Origin of the sequence: Streptomyces fodineus (assembly GCF_001735805.1) — a bacterium.
Taxonomy (GTDB): domain Bacteria; phylum Actinomycetota; class Actinomycetes; order Streptomycetales; family Streptomycetaceae; genus Streptomyces; species Streptomyces fodineus.
The window spans coordinates 1879605-1895415 of the sequence record NZ_CP017248.1 but is presented as its reverse complement, the minus strand read 5'-3'; the positions used below and the strand labels follow the sequence as shown (position 1 = coordinate 1895415).

At 70.4% G+C, this 15811-nt stretch carries 13 protein-coding genes and 1 pseudogene; 8 read left to right on the top strand and 6 right to left on the bottom strand.

What is annotated here, in order from left to right; translation table 11 throughout:
- The first annotated feature begins 237 nt into the window (after positions 1-237).
- Positions 238-948: a GPP34 family phosphoprotein gene (locus tag BFF78_RS07595; protein ID WP_069777583.1), complete on the top strand. Its 711-nt coding sequence runs from the start codon at positions 238-240 to the stop codon at positions 946-948.
- 124 nt (positions 949-1072) lie between these two features.
- On the opposite strand, the gene BFF78_RS07590 is transcribed toward BFF78_RS07595, so the two are convergent.
- On the bottom strand, positions 1073-1471 hold the full coding sequence (locus tag BFF78_RS07590) for a hypothetical protein (protein WP_335755312.1): 399 nt from the start codon (positions 1469-1471) through the stop codon (positions 1073-1075).
- A 962-nt stretch (positions 1472-2433) separates the two neighbouring features.
- A complete protein-coding gene (locus tag BFF78_RS07585; protein ID WP_069777582.1) occupies positions 2434-3759 on the bottom strand; it encodes a sensor histidine kinase in 1326 nt (441 codons plus the stop codon).
- A gap of 153 nt (positions 3760-3912) precedes the next feature.
- On the opposite strand from BFF78_RS07585, the gene BFF78_RS07580 reads away from it, so the two are divergent.
- The 5 genes from BFF78_RS07580 to BFF78_RS07560 are packed head-to-tail and all read left to right on the top strand — an operon-like array spanning position 3913 to position 9355.
- Complete coding sequence (locus BFF78_RS07580) at positions 3913-4569, top strand: hypothetical protein (protein WP_069777581.1); 657 nt, start codon at positions 3913-3915, stop codon at positions 4567-4569.
- A gap of 5 nt (positions 4570-4574) precedes the next feature.
- Positions 4575-5285 carry an ABC transporter ATP-binding protein gene (locus BFF78_RS07575; RefSeq protein WP_069783443.1) on the top strand — a complete coding sequence of 237 codons (711 nt, stop codon included), beginning with the start codon at positions 4575-4577 and terminating at the stop codon, positions 5283-5285.
- Positions 5272-5934, top strand: coding sequence for an ABC transporter ATP-binding protein (locus BFF78_RS07570; RefSeq protein WP_069777580.1), 663 nt, complete (start codon positions 5272-5274; stop codon positions 5932-5934). The genes BFF78_RS07575 and BFF78_RS07570 overlap by 14 nt, the downstream gene beginning before the upstream one ends.
- Positions 5931-8582: an ABC transporter permease gene (locus tag BFF78_RS07565; RefSeq protein WP_069777579.1), complete on the top strand. Its 2652-nt coding sequence runs from the start codon at positions 5931-5933 to the stop codon at positions 8580-8582. The genes BFF78_RS07570 and BFF78_RS07565 overlap by 4 nt, the downstream gene beginning before the upstream one ends.
- A 38-nt stretch (positions 8583-8620) precedes the next feature.
- Positions 8621-9355, top strand: a complete 735-nt coding sequence (locus BFF78_RS07560) for a response regulator transcription factor (protein ID WP_069777578.1) — start codon at positions 8621-8623, stop codon at positions 9353-9355.
- Positions 9356-9610: 255 nt separating this feature from the next.
- On the opposite strand, the gene BFF78_RS07555 is transcribed toward BFF78_RS07560, so the two are convergent.
- The 4 genes from BFF78_RS07555 to BFF78_RS07540 form a co-directional block, all read right to left on the bottom strand.
- Entirely contained in the window at positions 9611-10885 is a 1275-nt protein-coding gene (locus BFF78_RS07555; protein ID WP_069777577.1) for a COG4705 family protein, read from the bottom strand.
- A 38-nt stretch (positions 10886-10923) separates the two neighbouring features.
- Positions 10924-12192, bottom strand: coding sequence for a sensor histidine kinase (locus BFF78_RS07550; protein WP_069777576.1), 1269 nt, complete (start codon positions 12190-12192; stop codon positions 10924-10926).
- Entirely contained in the window at positions 12183-12836 is a 654-nt protein-coding gene (locus BFF78_RS07545) for a response regulator transcription factor (protein WP_069777575.1), read from the bottom strand. The genes BFF78_RS07550 and BFF78_RS07545 overlap by 10 nt, the downstream gene beginning before the upstream one ends.
- Before the next feature lie 287 nt (positions 12837-13123).
- Positions 13124-13561: a winged helix-turn-helix transcriptional regulator gene (locus tag BFF78_RS07540; RefSeq protein ID WP_418346748.1), complete on the bottom strand. Its 438-nt coding sequence runs from the start codon at positions 13559-13561 to the stop codon at positions 13124-13126.
- A gap of 140 nt (positions 13562-13701) precedes the next feature.
- Here BFF78_RS07540 and BFF78_RS07535 point away from each other — a divergent pair, with 140 nt between their 5' ends.
- Both BFF78_RS07535 and BFF78_RS42815 read left to right on the top strand, forming a co-directional pair.
- Positions 13702-14574, top strand: a complete 873-nt coding sequence (locus BFF78_RS07535; RefSeq protein ID WP_069777573.1) for an aldo/keto reductase family oxidoreductase — start codon at positions 13702-13704, stop codon at positions 14572-14574.
- Between the two features lie 209 nt (positions 14575-14783).
- A pseudogene (locus tag BFF78_RS42815) lies at positions 14784-15707 on the top strand (transposase); the annotation flags it as partial.
- Positions 15708-15811 lie beyond the last annotated feature (104 nt).

Genomic DNA, 15811 nt, shown 5'->3' with positions numbered 1-15811 from the left:
TGCGCAGCCACCGGTCGAGCGACCCGGTACTCCGTCGAACGCACGCGGGACGACCTGGTTCCGCAGGACCCCGGATCAAAGAGATGGCCGGACGGATCCCGGACTGCCGGGTTGCCACCATTCCAGGGACGGTGAGCTGGTCCATGACGCGTGCCCGGTCAGTTCACTGACGCTGTCGTGGGATTCGTACGGCCCGTAGAGTCCCGTGTCCACGCTGCCACGAAACGGTAGGGCCTGATGATCGATATATCGAGCACACGCTACCTGTCGCTGCCCGAGGAGTTCGTCCTGCTCTCGTACCGGCGCTCCGGCAACGTGCACGAGGTCCGGCAGACGGCGACGGGCTGTGCGGTGGCCGAACTCGGTGAACTCGCGCTGCGCCGAACGCTGCTCACCCCGCCGCGGAAGAAGTCCAAGGTATGCGGTCTCGACGTCTACCACCTGAACAGCAGGATCGAACTGCTGCACACCGATCCCACAGGCCTTGCCTGGGGCGATGAGTTGGTGACGGAACTCGAACGCGAACGCGCGGCTGCCCGGAAGCCCGTGCCTGTTCACCGGTGGCTCCGACGACGCTTCCACGCGGCCCTTGTACTGCACCGCAACGCCCTTGTCGAGCACGGTCTGCTGAGCCCCGGACACAGCACGATTCTCAAGAGGCCGCGCTACCACCCGAACTCACGCGTCCGCGATGCGCTGATCGGCCACCTGCAGGCCGTCTGCCACGGCGAGAGCCCGCTGGATGCGCACATGCTGTTCCTGCTCGCCCTCGTGAAGGGTGCCCAGCTGAGCGGCGAGTTCGGCCTCAGCTGGAGCCAACTCCAAAAGCTGGGCGTGGTCGCAGGCGTGGGGCCGGCGGCTCATCTCCCCGAAGACCTGCGGGACACCAGCATCGTCCTCGGTGCCTTGGTGCCTGCTCGGGAGAACAGCGGACGGAGCCACACCTGAGTGAGTACACAGGTGTCGTAACCCCTGCCTGTTGGAGGGGCAGGCCGTCGCCGCGGCTGGGCCCGTGACCTGGCCGGGCTTGTGCACGGACCGCAAGCATCCCGGCTGGCGCGCCAGTTGAGGGCTAACCATCCGATGACAGGCGGTCGAGCCACTCGCCCAGGAGGTGTTGCTCGGCGCCGCTCAGCGCCGTCTGCTCAGGCAGCAGAGCGCGCAGGGTCCGGGCGGCATCGGCCGGACCTGCGCCTTGCACGCCAGGCTGCTGGTGGGTGACGGCGGCGACCATCGACTCGCGCATGGCGGTGAGCAGAGCCGGGTCGCGCTCGTCCTCGGGCAGAGAGAGCCAGGTCAGCACCGCCCCGCGCGCGGTGGCGTGGATGATGGCGGCCGCGGGTTTCTCGTCGATGCGTAGCCAGCCGCCGGCGGCGAGGCGGCGGATGCGCCCCATCAGGATTTCCATGCCGGCCTGGAAGGCTGCCGACGTCGTGCCGCGTTTGGGTTCGCCGTACATCAGGACGTACAAGCGCGGGGTTGGCGAGTCCGAACTCGACACTGAGGTCCCAGCCCGCGCGCAGTTCCTCGACCGGGTCCAGTTCCTCGACCGGGTCCAGGTCCTCGCGGACCGGTTGCCTGGCCGCGAGGAAGGTGGCGTAGCCGTGTTCCGCCACCGCCTCGAGCAGGCCGTCCTTGTCGCCGAACAGGCGGTAGATAGTCGGCGCCTGCACCCAACGAATTCTGCCGGGTGGGTCTGACACTGGCGTTGGACGCTTCTTCGAACTCGTACACGGCAGAGCTGCACTTCCACGACTTTGGCACACGGGGCATACGCTCGCCTCCACAGCCGACGCCACCACATGCGAGCTGATGACCCGCATGGGCCCAGCAGCTCGCGCACCGCGCTGATCTATCAGCATGACCAGCGACTGGGATCGGGCCATCGCCGACCGGCCCGATGCCATGATCCGGGACGGTGGGGCAGCGGCCTCCGGCCCCTCCGAGAAGGACCCTGCGGGCCCGTAGTGGGCAGCCTGTGGGACGACCCCCGAAATGGCGAACGGCCAGCCTGGGAGAAAGCCCCTCCTGTGCCGGCCCTTCTCTCTGTGCCCACGGCAGGATTCGAACCTGCGGCCCCCGCTGTGGGATCGAATCCTTGCCGGGTCGTGCGTGGTGCTGCCGCGTGATGCTGTCTCACCTGGTCAGCGTCACGCGGCTGTGTGCTTCATCCGGCTCATGGTGGCTTGTGCCGGACAGTCCGCTCACGCATCGTGCACGCACGTCGGCATCGGTCGGCAATGCCGGAGCGGCCTCCCGTCGGGAAGGCCCGCTCCGGCGAGGGCACGGCCGCGGGACTGTCAAGCCCGGCGGTATCACAGGTCCACCGTCTGTGCCGGGTGGCCGTCGTGGGTCCGGGCCCATCGGACCGGCTCGACACAAGGGCAGGCGAACAAGCCACACCCCGGAGCCGAGCATGTCGGAGAGAGGCATTCATCTGCAGGCCGGTGCGTTGCCTTCGGAGCCGGCCCCGCGGACCGGGACGAGGAGGGTGAACGTGGCCGGAGCCCTTCTGGTGAGGGAGAGTCGGCCGCCGATGGAGTGGGCCAGTTCGGCAGCGAGGGCGAGGCCGATGCCCGTCCCGTGGCCGTCGCCGGTGTGTCCGCGGTCGAACAGCTGCGCTGGCTCGCCCTCCGCGGCTCCCTCGTCGCTCACGTCGAAGGCGAGGGCGTCGTTCAGGTCCCGCACTACCAGTCGCACGGTTCCGCGTCCGTGCACCCGCGCATTGTCCAGCAGGACGCCGAGCACCTCCGAAACGGGGCCGCTGGGGACCAGGACATCCGCGGGTGCGTCATGTGTGCCGCACTCCAGGCGTCTGCCGTCGGCGGCGAACAGGCCGTGCCAGTGCTCCTGCGTCTCCTGAAGGAGGTGTGCCACCGCGATGTCCCCGGCGGCCGGGCGGGGCCGGTCCGGGGAGCGGGACAGGCGCAGCACTTCCTCCACGGTGTGGTGGAGGCGATGGGCGGTGGCCAGTGCCTCGGTCAGCACGGGTCGTAGACGGGCGTCGTCGTCCTGGGCGAGACCCGATTCCAGGGCGAGTTGCAGGCCGGTGAGCGGAGTACGCAACTGGTGCGAGGCGTTGGCGGCGAAATCCCGTTCCCGGCAGAGGAGTTCGGACAGGCTGTGCAGCATGGTGTTGTGCGTGCGGGCCACCTGATCGATCTCGGCGATGTTGCTGGGGGCCGCCCGCGCATTCAGGTCCCCTTCGGCGACGGCCCGACAGTGGCGGGACAGATCCTCCAACGGGGCGGCCAGCGCCCGAGCCTGCCAACGGGCGACCAGCACCGCGATGGTCAGCGCGACTACGGTCACGCTCAGTAGCACGGCCCACGCGGCCAGGACCCGGTCGCGTACGGCGTCAGCGGGGGAGGACGCGCGGACCACGCCGATCACATGCTCGGCGTGGGAGACCGGTACGGCGGCGACCAGGTCGCCGCCCGACCGCCCCCGGACCACCTCTCCGCCAAAGGCGCGGTGGACCGGCGCGTCCGCCGTCCGGGGGCCGCTGCCCGCGCGTTTGGCCTGCTGCGGGTCGTACAGGCCCAGATGCCCCCCTGCCGGCGCCCTGGGCAGTTCCACCGGATCACCGGTCGCATAGTCGGGGCTCACCCGTACGGCCGCGGCGAGGGCCGCGCGTTCCAGGGTGTCCCGCTGCCCGGCGTACAGGGAGGACCTGATGGCCAGGGCCAGGGGAACGGCGAGCAGGACCACGGCGACCAACGCGGCGGTGAGGGCGACTCGCACCACGCGCTGTCTCATGCCCTCATCATGCGGCGGCTCGGCCGGGCGCGCGGGGCGAGGCGCACGCTTTTGCCGTCGTCTAACCCTCGGCGAGCAGGGCGTTAATCGGCCGCTTCCTAGCGTGGGTGCCATGACCGTCCGGTCCGGGGGATTCCTTGGAGGGCAGTGGTGATGGCAGCACACGCACGGACGTCCGCGGCAGTCGGGCTGGTGCTCGTCGCGGCGGTGACCGCGGGCTGTTCCGGTTCCGGCTCGCACTCCGGTTCCGGTTCGACGACGTCATCACCGCCGGCTTCCCCGGCACGCGTCGGAAACGGGCAGAACAACCCGGCACCCGCTCCCACCGAGTCCAATCCGCCCGGTGACATCCCCGACAACCAGGTGTACGTCGTCTACCGGCCGACAGGCGGATCCTTCACCGGTTTCACGGTGAAGGTGCCTGAAGGCTGGGCCCGTACCGAGCAGGGAGGCAGCACGGTGTTCACCGACAAGTTGAACACCGTGAGGATCACGGCGGTCCCCGCGTCCACCGCGCCCACGGTCGACTCGGTCACCAAGACGGTTGTCCCCAAGCTGCGCTCCCAGGTGCCGAAGTTCGCCGCGCCGAAGGTGTCGGAGGTGTCTCGGCACGCGGGCCGTGTCGTCCAGTTGACCTATCAGGGTGACTCGGCGAAGGACCCGGTCACGGGCAAGGTGGTGCGCGACGGGTTCGAGCGGTATGCCTTCTACAAGTCGGGCCACGAGGTGGATCTGACCTTGTCCGGCCCGGTCAACGCCGACAACGTCGACCCGTGGCGGATCATCAGCGACTCCTTCGCCTGGCGGTGAGCACGATGGCGTCCGAGCCGGTGCTGGCTGCTCGTGAGCTGTACCGCTTCTACCGGGCCGGCGAGGAGGAGACGCTCGCGCTGCGCGGGGTGTCGCTGCGGGTCGGGCGGGGCGAGACGGTGGCGGTCGTGGGACCGTCGGGATCCGGCAAGTCCACCCTGCTGGCGTGCCTGGCCGGGCTCGACGAGCCCTCGGGCGGCGAGGTCCGCGTGGACGGAGTACGGATCAGCCACCGGCCCGAGACCGAGCGGGCCCGGCTGCGTGCCCGGCACATCGGCGTGCTGCTGCAGACCCGCAATCTCCTGCCGCATTTGAGCGTGCGGGACAACGTCCGCCTGCCGCAGCGCGCCGCGGCCCGCAAACCCGTCACCTCGGCCAGGGAGCTGCTGACCCAGGTGGGCCTCGGCGAGCGGATGCATGCGCTGCCCCGGCAGCTGTCCGGTGGCGAGCTGGCCCGGGCCGGGCTGGCCGTGGCGCTGGCCAACGCGCCCGCTGTCCTGCTGGCCGACGAGCCGACCGGCGAACTCGACGGAGAGACCGAGCGAGTGGTCCTCGGCATGCTGCGAGAGCGGGCCGCACAGGGGTGCGCGGTGCTGATCGTGACGCACAGCGCGGAAGTCGTCCGGAGCGCGGACCGGGTGATCACGCTGGAGGACGGCAGGGCCACCGACGCCGCCTGCCCCGCGGCGCAGGGGGTGCCCGATGTCACGGGATGAAGCGCTCGTGACCTGCACCGACGTGGCTCTCACCTTCGGCAGGGGCACACAGGCGGTCGTGGCCGTACACGGCGCTGACCTGGAGATTGGGTCCGGCGATCGGCTCGCCGTCGTCGGCCCCTCCGGGTCGGGTAAGAGCTCGCTGCTGCATCTGCTGGCCGGGCTCGAGCAACCCACCAGCGGCACGGTGACCCGGGCCGCCTCCCTGGGACCGTACGACATCGGTCTCGTCTTCCAGGGCGACAGCCTGATCCCCGCGCTCAACGTGGTCGAGAACGCCGCGCTGCCCCTGGTCCTCGCCGACCGGACGGAGCAAGAGGCCCGCCGGGCCGCCCTCGCGGCGCTCGCGCTGGTGGGCGCGGCCGACCTGGCGGACCGGCTGCCCGAGGAGATCTCCGGTGGTCAGGCCCAGCGGGTCGCCGTGGCCCGGGTGCTGGCCCAGTCGCCGCGCCTGATCCTCGCCGACGAGCCCACCGGCCGCCTGGACCACGCCACTGGTGGCCGTGTCCTCGACGCTCTCCTCACCGCCGCCGACCAGGCGGGCGCGGCCCTCGTCGTCACCACCCACGATCCCGCTGTCGCCACCCGGCTCACCACCCGGCGCGCCATGCGCGACGGCCGGCTGCTCGCACCCGAGGAAGTGTCATGATCATCTCGTGGGCGTCCGGCCTGGCCCGCCACCGCACCGGACGTCTGCTGGCCGCCCTGGCCGGCATCGCCCTCGCGGTCGCCCTCGTCGCCGCGCTGGGCTCCTTCCTCACCGAGTCCAAGGCGACCATGACCCAGCGCGCCGTGCGCTCGGTCGCCGTCGACTGGCAGGTCCAGGTACAGCCTGGTGCCAACCCCGGCGCGGTGATGTCCCTGGTCCGCAAGGCGCCGGGAACCCGCGCCGCCCTGCCCGTCGGCTTCGCCCACACCACCGGCTTCTCTGCCCGCGTCCAGGGCAGCACCCAGACCACCGGTCCCGGTATGGCCCTCGGCCTGCCCGACGGCTACCGCGCCCTCTTCCCCGACGCGATCCGCACTCTGTCCGGCTCCCCGAGCGGCGTCCTGCTGGCCCAGCAGACCGCCTCCAACCTGCACGCTGCTCCCGGCGACACCATCGGCATCAACCTTCCCGGCATCGGGCCGAGGCAGGTGAAGGTGGACGGCGTCGTCGACCTGCCCCAGGCCGACTCCCTCTTCCAAACCGTCGGCGCACCCAGCCAGTCCCAGCCGACCGCACCCCCGGACAACGTGGTCCTGCTGCCCGCCGCCAGGTTCGCCGCACTGACCCGGGGTGCCTCTGCGGTCACCACCCAGATCCACGTGGCCCGCGACGACGCCCGCCTGCCCTCCGACCCAGCCGCCGCCTTCACCGCGGTCACCCGCGCGGCCCACAACCTGGAGGCCCGCTCCGCGGGCGCCGCACTGGTCGGCAACAACGTCGGCGCCGCCCTCGACTCCGCCCGCCAGGACGCCCTGTACGCCCAGATCCTCTTCCTCTTCCTCGGCGTCCCCGGCGCGGTCCTGGCCGCCGCCCTGACCGCCGCGGTCGCCTCCGCCGGCGGCGAGCGGCGCCGCCAGGAGCAGGGCCTGCTACGGCTGCGCGGCCTGCGCCCCCGCCAGATCACCGCCCTCGCCGGGTTGGAAGCGGCGCTGATCGGTCTCGCCGGCGGCCTGGCCGGACTGGGCGTCGCCGCACTGACCGGCCGCCTCGCCTTCGGTGCCGCCTCCTTCGGAGCGGGCGCGGGCACCTGGGCCGCCTGGTACGGCACTGCATTCGTCCTCGGCGCCGCCGTCGCCGCGGGAGCCGTCCTCGTCCCGGCCCTGCGTGACCTGCACACGGTGACCGTCGCGGAAACCCGCAAGGAGTCCGGCTCCCGCAGCACCCGGAACCCGTGGTGGATGCGGTACGGCCTGGACTTCGCCCTCCTGATCGGCTCCTGGCTGGTCTTCCGCGCCTCCTCCGGCAACCAGTACGCGTTGGTCCTCGCCCCGGAAGGCGTGCCCAGCATCTCCGTGTCGTACTGGGCCTTCCTCGGCCCTGCCCTGCTGTGGATCGGCGCCGCGCTGCTGCTGTGGCGGCTCACCCTCCTCGCCCTCACCCACGGCCGTCCCGCCATGGCCCGGCTGGCCCGCCCGCTGACCGCGAGCCTCGCCGGCACCACCGCCGCCACCCTCTCCCGGCGCCGCCGCCCTCTGGCCCGCTCGGTCGTGCTGCTCGCCCTCGCCGTGTCCTTCGCGCTCTCCACCGCCGTCTTCAACGCCACATACCGCCAGCAGGCCGAGGTCGACGCCCGCCTGACCAACGGCGCCGACGTCACCGTCACCGAACCACCCGGTGCCCGTGTCCCACCCGGCGCCGGATCCGCCCTGAAGATCTCCGGCGTACGGCACGTCGAACCCCTCCAGCACCGCTTCGCCTACGTCGGCTCCGACCTGCAGGACCTCTACGGCGTCCGCCCCGACACCATCGCCAGGGCCACCTCACTCCAGGACGCCTACTTTGCCGGCGGCACCGCCCAGCAGCTCATGCGCAAGCTGGCCCAGCGCCCGGACAACCTGCTGGTCAGCGTCGAGACCGTCAACGACTTCCAGCTCTCCCCCGGCGACACCGTCAACCTGCGCATCCAGGACGCCCGCACCAAGACCCTGCGCACGGTCCCCTTCCACTACGCCGGCATCGCCAAGGAGTTCCCCACGGCACCGAAGGACAGCTTCTTCGTCGCCAACGCCTCCTACATCGCCAAGGCGACCGGCAGCGATGCGGTCGGCGCCTTCCTCCTCGACACCGGCGGCACCCACCAGAAGCAGATCGCCACGCGCCTGCGCTCGCAGCTCGGCACCAGCGCCACCGTCAGCGACCTCACCCAGACCCGCGGCACCGTCGGCACCAGCCTGACCTCCGTCGACCTGGCCGGACTCACCCGAATCGAGCTCGCCTTCGCGGTCCTGCTGGCCGCCGGAGCCGGGGGACTGGTCCTCGCCCTCGGGCTCGCCGAACGCCGCCGGACCTTCGCCATCGCCACCGTCCTCGGCGCACGCACAGGCCAGCTGCGCGGCATGGTCCTCACCGAGGCCCTCCTGCTGGCCGCAGGCGGCCTGGCCGGGGGTGCCGTCATCGGATGGGCGCTGTCGGAGATGCTGGTCAAGGTACTCACCGGCGTGTTCGACCCGCCGCCCGCCGCCCTGGCGGTGCCCGGCGTCTACCTGACCCTGACCGGACTGGCCGCCTTGATCGCCGTACTGGCCGCAGCCCTGAACGGCATCCGCGGTGCCCGGCGCCCCGCGGTCGAGGAACTCCGCGACCTGTGAGCCCGCCTGCGGGGGAGCTACCTGTCTACTCTGTTGCCATGGGCACGCCTGCCGCACCGGACCGCAGCCGCCTGCACATCCTGGTCGTCGAGGACGACGACACCATCGGACGCCACCTGGAAACCGGCCTGCGCGTCAACGGCTACGCCCCCGCCTGGAGCCGCACCGGCGCCTCGGCCCTGGCGGAGACGGACCGAACCGCCTACGACGCCGTTCTCCTGGACCTCGGCCTGCCCGACCTCGACGGACTGGACCTCGCCCGCACCCTGCGCGTCCGCTTCCCCGACCTGCTGATCGTGATCCTCACCGCTCGCACCGACGACATGGACGTCATCGCCGGCCTGGACGCAGGAGCCGACGACTACCTGGTCAAGCCCTTCAGCCTCACCGTCCTGCTGGCCCGCCTCCGCGCCCACCTGCGCCGACAGAACAGCACGTCGCAGCCGCAGCCCCCACTAAGGCTCGGCGACCTGGTCATCGACACCACGTCCCGCCGCTGCACCCTTCACGACACGGAGATCGCCTTGCGGCCGAAAGAATTCGACCTGCTCGCCCTGCTCGCCGGGAACCCCGGCATCGCCGTCTCGCGAGAAACGCTGATGGCACAGGTGTGGGACGAGAACTGGTTCGGCCCCACCAAGACCCTGGACGTCACCATGGCCGGCCTGCGCCGACGTCTCACCCAGGCCGCCGAGGAGTCCGGCCGCCCTTGCCGGTTGCCTCACATCACCACGCTCCGAGGGCATGGCTACCGCCTCGAGCGCTGCGGCTAGAGAGATGGGGCGTACGAAGAGTTGACCGGCCCCTGCCTGTTCGCGCAGTAGGGTCTGGAGCCATTCGGCCGACTCCATCCGGTCAGCGACCGCCCCACGAGAGTCTGCGGACATGCCCGGCTGCCGCAGGCGGACCCGGCCGCACTGCGGTGTCCGCAGCTCGCCGGCGTGTGCCGAGGAAGCGCGGTTCTCTGCGCCGCCTCGGCACACTGAGCCCGTCGGCCGGGTGGGCCGGCCGACGGGCTGTGCGGTCTGTCAGCCCATGTCCGTCAGGAGGGCGTTCAGTTCCTTCTCCTGCTGGGCGGGCGGCATCGGCGGGTTCGAGTGGTCGATGCCGAAGGTCCCCAGCACCTTGTCCATCTGGGCGTCGATGGAGGTCCAGCCGGTGTTGTCCAGCGGCTGCAACGATGCCTGGTCGGCATCCCACAGGTCGCGCAGCGACTGGGCGGCCGTGTGCGCGCCCTTCGCGTTGCCCGAGCGGGCGTCCTTGAGCGAGGTGGAGGCGAGGGTCTTCAGCGCGGCGACCTTGGCGGGCGGGAACTTCTTCACCGCCTGGCCGGGAGCCATCTGGACGGCGGAGGTGTTGTCGGTTTCCGGCGCCGGGCCGACGTGCGGCTGGCCGTGGGCCCAGACCAGCAGGCCCGCGGTGGCGACGGCCAGCAGTCCGAAGCCGGCCAGCGCGGTGCGCTCCTTGCGCGGGTTGCTGGTGGCCGGTGCGGCGTGGGTCGCCTCGTGGGTCTCGGTCACGTCCGAGCGCGTCACCGTCAGGTAGACCACCGTCGCCAGGATCAGGCCGAGGAAGATCAGGCTGGTGGTGAACGTGCCCAGCGCGAGACCGGTCGGGTCGCCCGGGGTCTGGGCGACCTTGGGGGAAGCGAGCCAGTCGCCGATGTTCGCGCCCAGCGGGCGGGTCAGGATGTAGGCGAGCCAGAAGGACAGCACCGGGTTCGCGCCGAACTTCCACAGCACCGTGATCGCCGCGATGAGGCCGAGCGGCAGCAACACGGAGACGCCCGGGCTCCAGCCGGTCAGCTCCAGAGTCCAGTCGCCGGTCGCGGTGCCGAGCGCGAAGGTGACGAGAACGGCGAGCCAGTAGAACGACTCACGCGGCAGCGTCGTGACCGAGTGGATCGACAGCGTGCGCTCACGCACCCACCACACACCGAAGACCACCGCGAGCAGCACCGAGAAGACCGCGGAACTGATCCACAGCGGCACGTTCAGCTGGTCGGTCAGGATGTCGGTGTACAGGGTGCCCGTGACGCTGACAACGACGACGGTCAGCCAGTAGGGGAACGGAACGTACCGCTTCAGCCGCAGCTGGACGGCCAGGACCACCACGAACACCGCGGTGAAGATCCAGGCCGTGTTCACCAGGCCGACGCCCAGCTTCATGTTGATCCAGTCGGCGAAGCTCTCACCGACGGTCGTGCACAGGACCTTGATCACCCAGAACCAGATGGTGACCTCGGGGACCTTGTTGAGCATGAGCCGCCCGCTGCGCGTGCGTGCTTCCGTTGTCGTTGTCATGCGGGGAGGTTTACGCGGGGAATCTGCACGTAACCTGACTACGTGGTTGCACGGGCGGCCGGGAGCGTCACCTCGACGTGACCGCGGCCGTCCGCGATCGCGCGGACCTCCGCACCGGCCGAGGCGGCGATGCGCCGGACCACCGGCAGCCCCAGCCCGTACCCGTCGCCGCCGGTCACACCCGCTTCAAAGACCCGCTCGACGTCCGCGGGATCGAATCCGGGACCGTCGTCCAGGACATCGACCACGATGGCCTCGCCCTGGTTGCGCGCGGTGATCCACACACGCGACCGCGCATGCCGCAGGCCGTTCTCCAGGAGGGGCGACAGTAGCGACACGGCGACGTCGGCCGCCACGGCGACCTCGACCTTCGCGGGAAAGGCGACCTCGACCGCGCGGCCGGCGATCGCCTGCCGCGCGGCGGAGCGCAGATCGCACCGGGTCCCCTTGTCCGTCCGTGCGCGCGCGGCGCGCAGAATCGTCGTGATCGCCGCATCGAGGCGGTCCACCTCGCTCAGCACCGCCTCCGGCGGCACCGGCTCGCCGGACAGCTGCGCCAGCTGCGCCTCGGCCCGCAGCACCGTGAGCGGTGTCCGCAGCTCGTGGGCGATCTCATCGGTGAGCCGGCGCTCGTCCGCCAGCGCGTTGTCGACGCGCTCCAGGAGATGGTCCAGGGTTCGCCCCAGTTCCCCGAACTCGTCGCGGGGCACCCCGAGGTTGAAGCGGCGCCCGGGTTCGTGATGGCCCCAGTCGTCGGCGAGGGCGGCCATCTCGTGCACGACCCGCAGCGCGCGGCGCACCACGAGGTGTGCGACACCACCGGCGAGGAGGATCGTGAGGCCGCCCAGTATCAGGGACAAGGTCAGGCTGCGCTGCTCGGATGTCTCGTAGGGCGTGAGGTCCACCCGGACGATCACCATGACGTGGTGGCCGTCGATCGGGACCTGCCGCGCGTACAGGAGGTAATCGCCGACCGACGCGGTCTGTGATCGCCCCGAGCCCGCCAGCTCCTCGACGCGATCGACCACGCTCGGCGGCACGTTCCCGTCGATCAGGCGGCCGTCGGCATACACCCACGCGACCTCGTCCAGCGCCTCGCTGCCGTTCTCCGTCAGTACGACACGGCCGCCTTTGGCGGTAACGTTCGCCGCGACCGCCTCGGCACGAGTACGCGCCAGATCTCGCGCGTCGGCGTCCGTCACCCGGCTCAGCAGCACGTGCGAGACCACGACCAGTATCGCCACCACGGCGGTGGCGATCAGCACGGTGAGTGCGACGACCCGCTTACGGAATCCCGTCACTGCCATCGGTAGCCCACGCCGCGGACGGTTGCCAGACGCTCGGCCACACCCAGCGGACCGAGCTTGGCCCGCAGCCGGCGCACATAGGAGTCGAGGGTGTTGTCGCTGACCTGCGCCCCGTGCGGCCAGCCGGCAGCGATGAGGGCGTGGCGGCGTACCGCGTCGCCCTGCGAGGCGATCAGGCGGCCCAGCAGCCGGAACTCGGTCGGGGTCAGGCTCATGCTCATCGAATCGTAGGCCACCACGTGCTTCGCCGGATCGAGGACGACCTCGCGCGGTGCGGGCGCCACGGTGGCCCGGCGCAGCAGCGCCCGGACGCGGACCAGCAGTTCCGGGATGTCGAAGGGTTTGGTCATGTAGTCGTCGGCGCCGGCCTCGAAGCCGCCCACCTTGTGATGCAGGCCGTCCAAGGCGGTAAGCATCAACACCGGCGCGTCGACGCCGCGAGCCCGCAGGGCCAGGCAGACGTCGCGGCCGTCGGCGTCGGGGAGCCCGAGATCCAGGACGACCAGATGGGGCGCCGGTGCGAGCTGCCGCAGCAGGCTGTCGGCCGTGGCGGCGACGGAGACGGTGTGGCCGTCGTGCTCCAGGGCGCGCTTGAGGACGCCGCGGACCGCCGCGTCGTCTTCACACACCATGATGAAAGCCACGTGCTGACCCTAGATACTCCCGTCCCAATTCTCTATCTTCCCTGGTCAGCCGCCTGACGGTCGGGAGCAGGCCGCTGGTGCAGCACGGCCCTGCCCTGAAGCCGCGACGGTCGGGCGCGAGGTAGCGAGCCCGCAGCAGCGGTGTTCGCGGGAGGACCACAAGGGGTCGCATGGTCTCTGTGCAGGAGTACGTCGACTCCATGGCGCCAGGTCACCGTTCGCTCTTCGACCGGGTGAGCGGGCTGATCCTGGAGGAATTCCCGCAGGCGAGCGTGGCGCTGTCCTCGTCAGGAGGTGCGAGAGTCGTAGTTCTCGCGGTTTGTAAGGACCTCGGCCATGTGCGTCTGCGCCCAGTTTCTGAGCCCGCGCGTCATGTGGTGGAGGGAGAGGCCGAGGTCGGTCAGCTCGTAGGAGACGGTGACAGGGACGGTTGGCGTCACGGTACGGGTGAGCAGACCATCGTGCTCCAGCGAGCGTAGCGTCTGGGTCAGCATCTTCTGGCTGACCCCGGCCAGAAGACGATGGATCTCGGAGTAACGCATCGCCTTCGGGGCGTCTGCGTGTGCTTCACCGGGCTGGCCAGGGCTGTTGTCGCCGCCCAGCGCGCACAGGATCAGGACGACCCACTTGTCCGAGATTCGGTCGAGCAGCTGCCGACTGGGGCACCCTGCCAGGAACGCGTTGTACTCCACCTTGGCCTGAGCCCTCTTCTGGGCCGCCTTCATCGTCGTCACTGATCGCACCTCTCACCCATGGGTGGGTTACGCACTCCAGAGTGCCTACTTCCCGACAGGAAGTTTCTCTCCAATGCTGATGCAGGGAGGCAGCAGGCGCCACCCCCAAGTGCACGACGAAAGGCAACACGATGAGCACACCCTCCCTCTCTCTTCCCGGCGGCACCTGGACTCTGGGGGACCTGACCGTCACCCGGTTCGGCTACGGCGCCATGCAACTGGCCGGCCCGTGGGTCATGGGGCCGCCCGCCGATCGCGAGGGTGCCCTGGCCGTTCTGCGTGAAGCGGTCGACCTCGGTATCTCCCACATCGACACCAGTGACGCCTACGGGCCGCGCGTCACCAACGAGTTGATCTATGAGGCGCTGCACCCCTATCCCGAGTCGCTGCACATCGTGACCAAGGTGGGCGCGACCCGCGACGAACAGGGTGGCTGGCCTCCGGCCCGGCGACCCGAAGATCTGCGCCGCCAGGTCCAAGACAACCTCACGTCCCTCCGGCTCGACGTACTCGACCTGGTCAACCTCCGGCTCGGCAACGCCGAAGGTCCCCAGCCCGGCTCGCTCGCCGAGGCGTTCGAGACGCTCGTCGAACTCCAGCAGCAGGGCCTGATCCGCCACCTCGGACTCAGCAACGCCACCTCGGAGCAGGTCACCGAGGCGCAGGGCATCGCGCCGGTCGTGTGCGTGCAGAACATGTACAACCTCGCCCACCGCCACGACGACAAGCTCATCGACCGGCTCGCCGCCGACGGCGTCGCGTACGTGCCCTTCTTCCCCCTCGGGGGCTTCACCCCGCTTCAGTCCTCGGCGCTCTCGGCGGTCGCCGCTCGATCGGAGGCGACACCGATGTCGGTCGCACTGGCCTGGCTGCTGCAGCGATCACCGAACATCCTGCTCATCCCCGGCACGTCATCGACGGCGCACCTGCGCGAGAACATCACTGGCGCGGGACTCTCCCTCTCTCATGAGGACGTGGCCGAACTGGACGACATCGGCCGCTGAATGCCCCGGAGCTGAACGGCCCCCAAGCCACGACCGAAGCCACCGTTCACGTTCCGCCCCGGTCACCTTCGCGCGACCAGGGCCAAAGCGGAACGATTCGCCCTCCCCTGGATGACTTCAGATCAGAAGGGGGTTCCTGCACCAAGCCCATCCGGAAGACCTCGACGTTGCACGACGCTACCCCTGAGGCGGGCTTCGCCCGCGCTGACATGAATACGTTCTGCCGCCTTGACGAACTCGCGCTCAAAGTCACCGGTCAGCGGCTCGCCTCGGATCGTGCGGTTCTCGCGTGCCGGGTCGTCGAGTCCGGTCAGTGGTGCCGCCGCTGCGGTTGCGAAGGCACACCGTGTGACACCGTGACCCGGCGACTGGCGCACGAGCCACTAGGCTGGCGGCCCACGATCCTTCGCGTCACGATCCTTCACGTCACGATCCGACGCTACCGCTGCAGCGACTGTGGGCATGTGTGGCGGCAAGACACCACCAAGGCGGCTGAGCCGCGGGCGAAGCTCTCGCGCCGCGGGCTGCGGTGGGCGCTTGAAGCCATCGTCTGCCGGCACCTCACCGTCGCGCGTGTCACCGAAGGGCTCGGGGTCGCGTGGAACACCGCCAACGACGCCGTCCTGGCCGAGGGAAAGCGCGTCCTCATCGACGACACCGGCCGGTTCGACGACGTCACCGCGATCGGCGTCGGCGAGCACGTGTGGCGCCACACCGGGCGTGGCGACAAGTACGTCACCGTGATCATTGACCTGACCGACAACCGTGACGGCACCGGCCCTGCCCTGCTGCTCGGCATGGTCGAAGGCCGCTCCAAGCAGGCTTTCAAGGCCTGGCTCGCCGAACGCGAAGAGTCCTGGTGCACCGCGTCGAGGTCGTCGCGATGGACGGTTTCACCGGGTGCAAGACCGCAGCCAGCGAGGACCTGCCCGACGCGGTCGCGGTCATGGACCCACAGGCGCCGCGGACGCAGGAGCGACCCGCTCTATACCGCACGGCGAACCCTCCACACCGGCGCTGACCTGCTCACCGACAAGCAGAAGGACCGACTGGCCCCGCTGTTTGCGAGCGACGCTCACGTTGAGGTCGAAGCCACGTGGGGGGTCTACCAGCGGTCCGCCGTGAGCGACCGCATCGGCATGGAGATGTCATCCGGGACGCGGGGCTTCCGCCGAGCCCGATCACACGTCCACATCTGTGCAGATCCGCCCTGGGAACCGACTGCCTGTACTGGCTT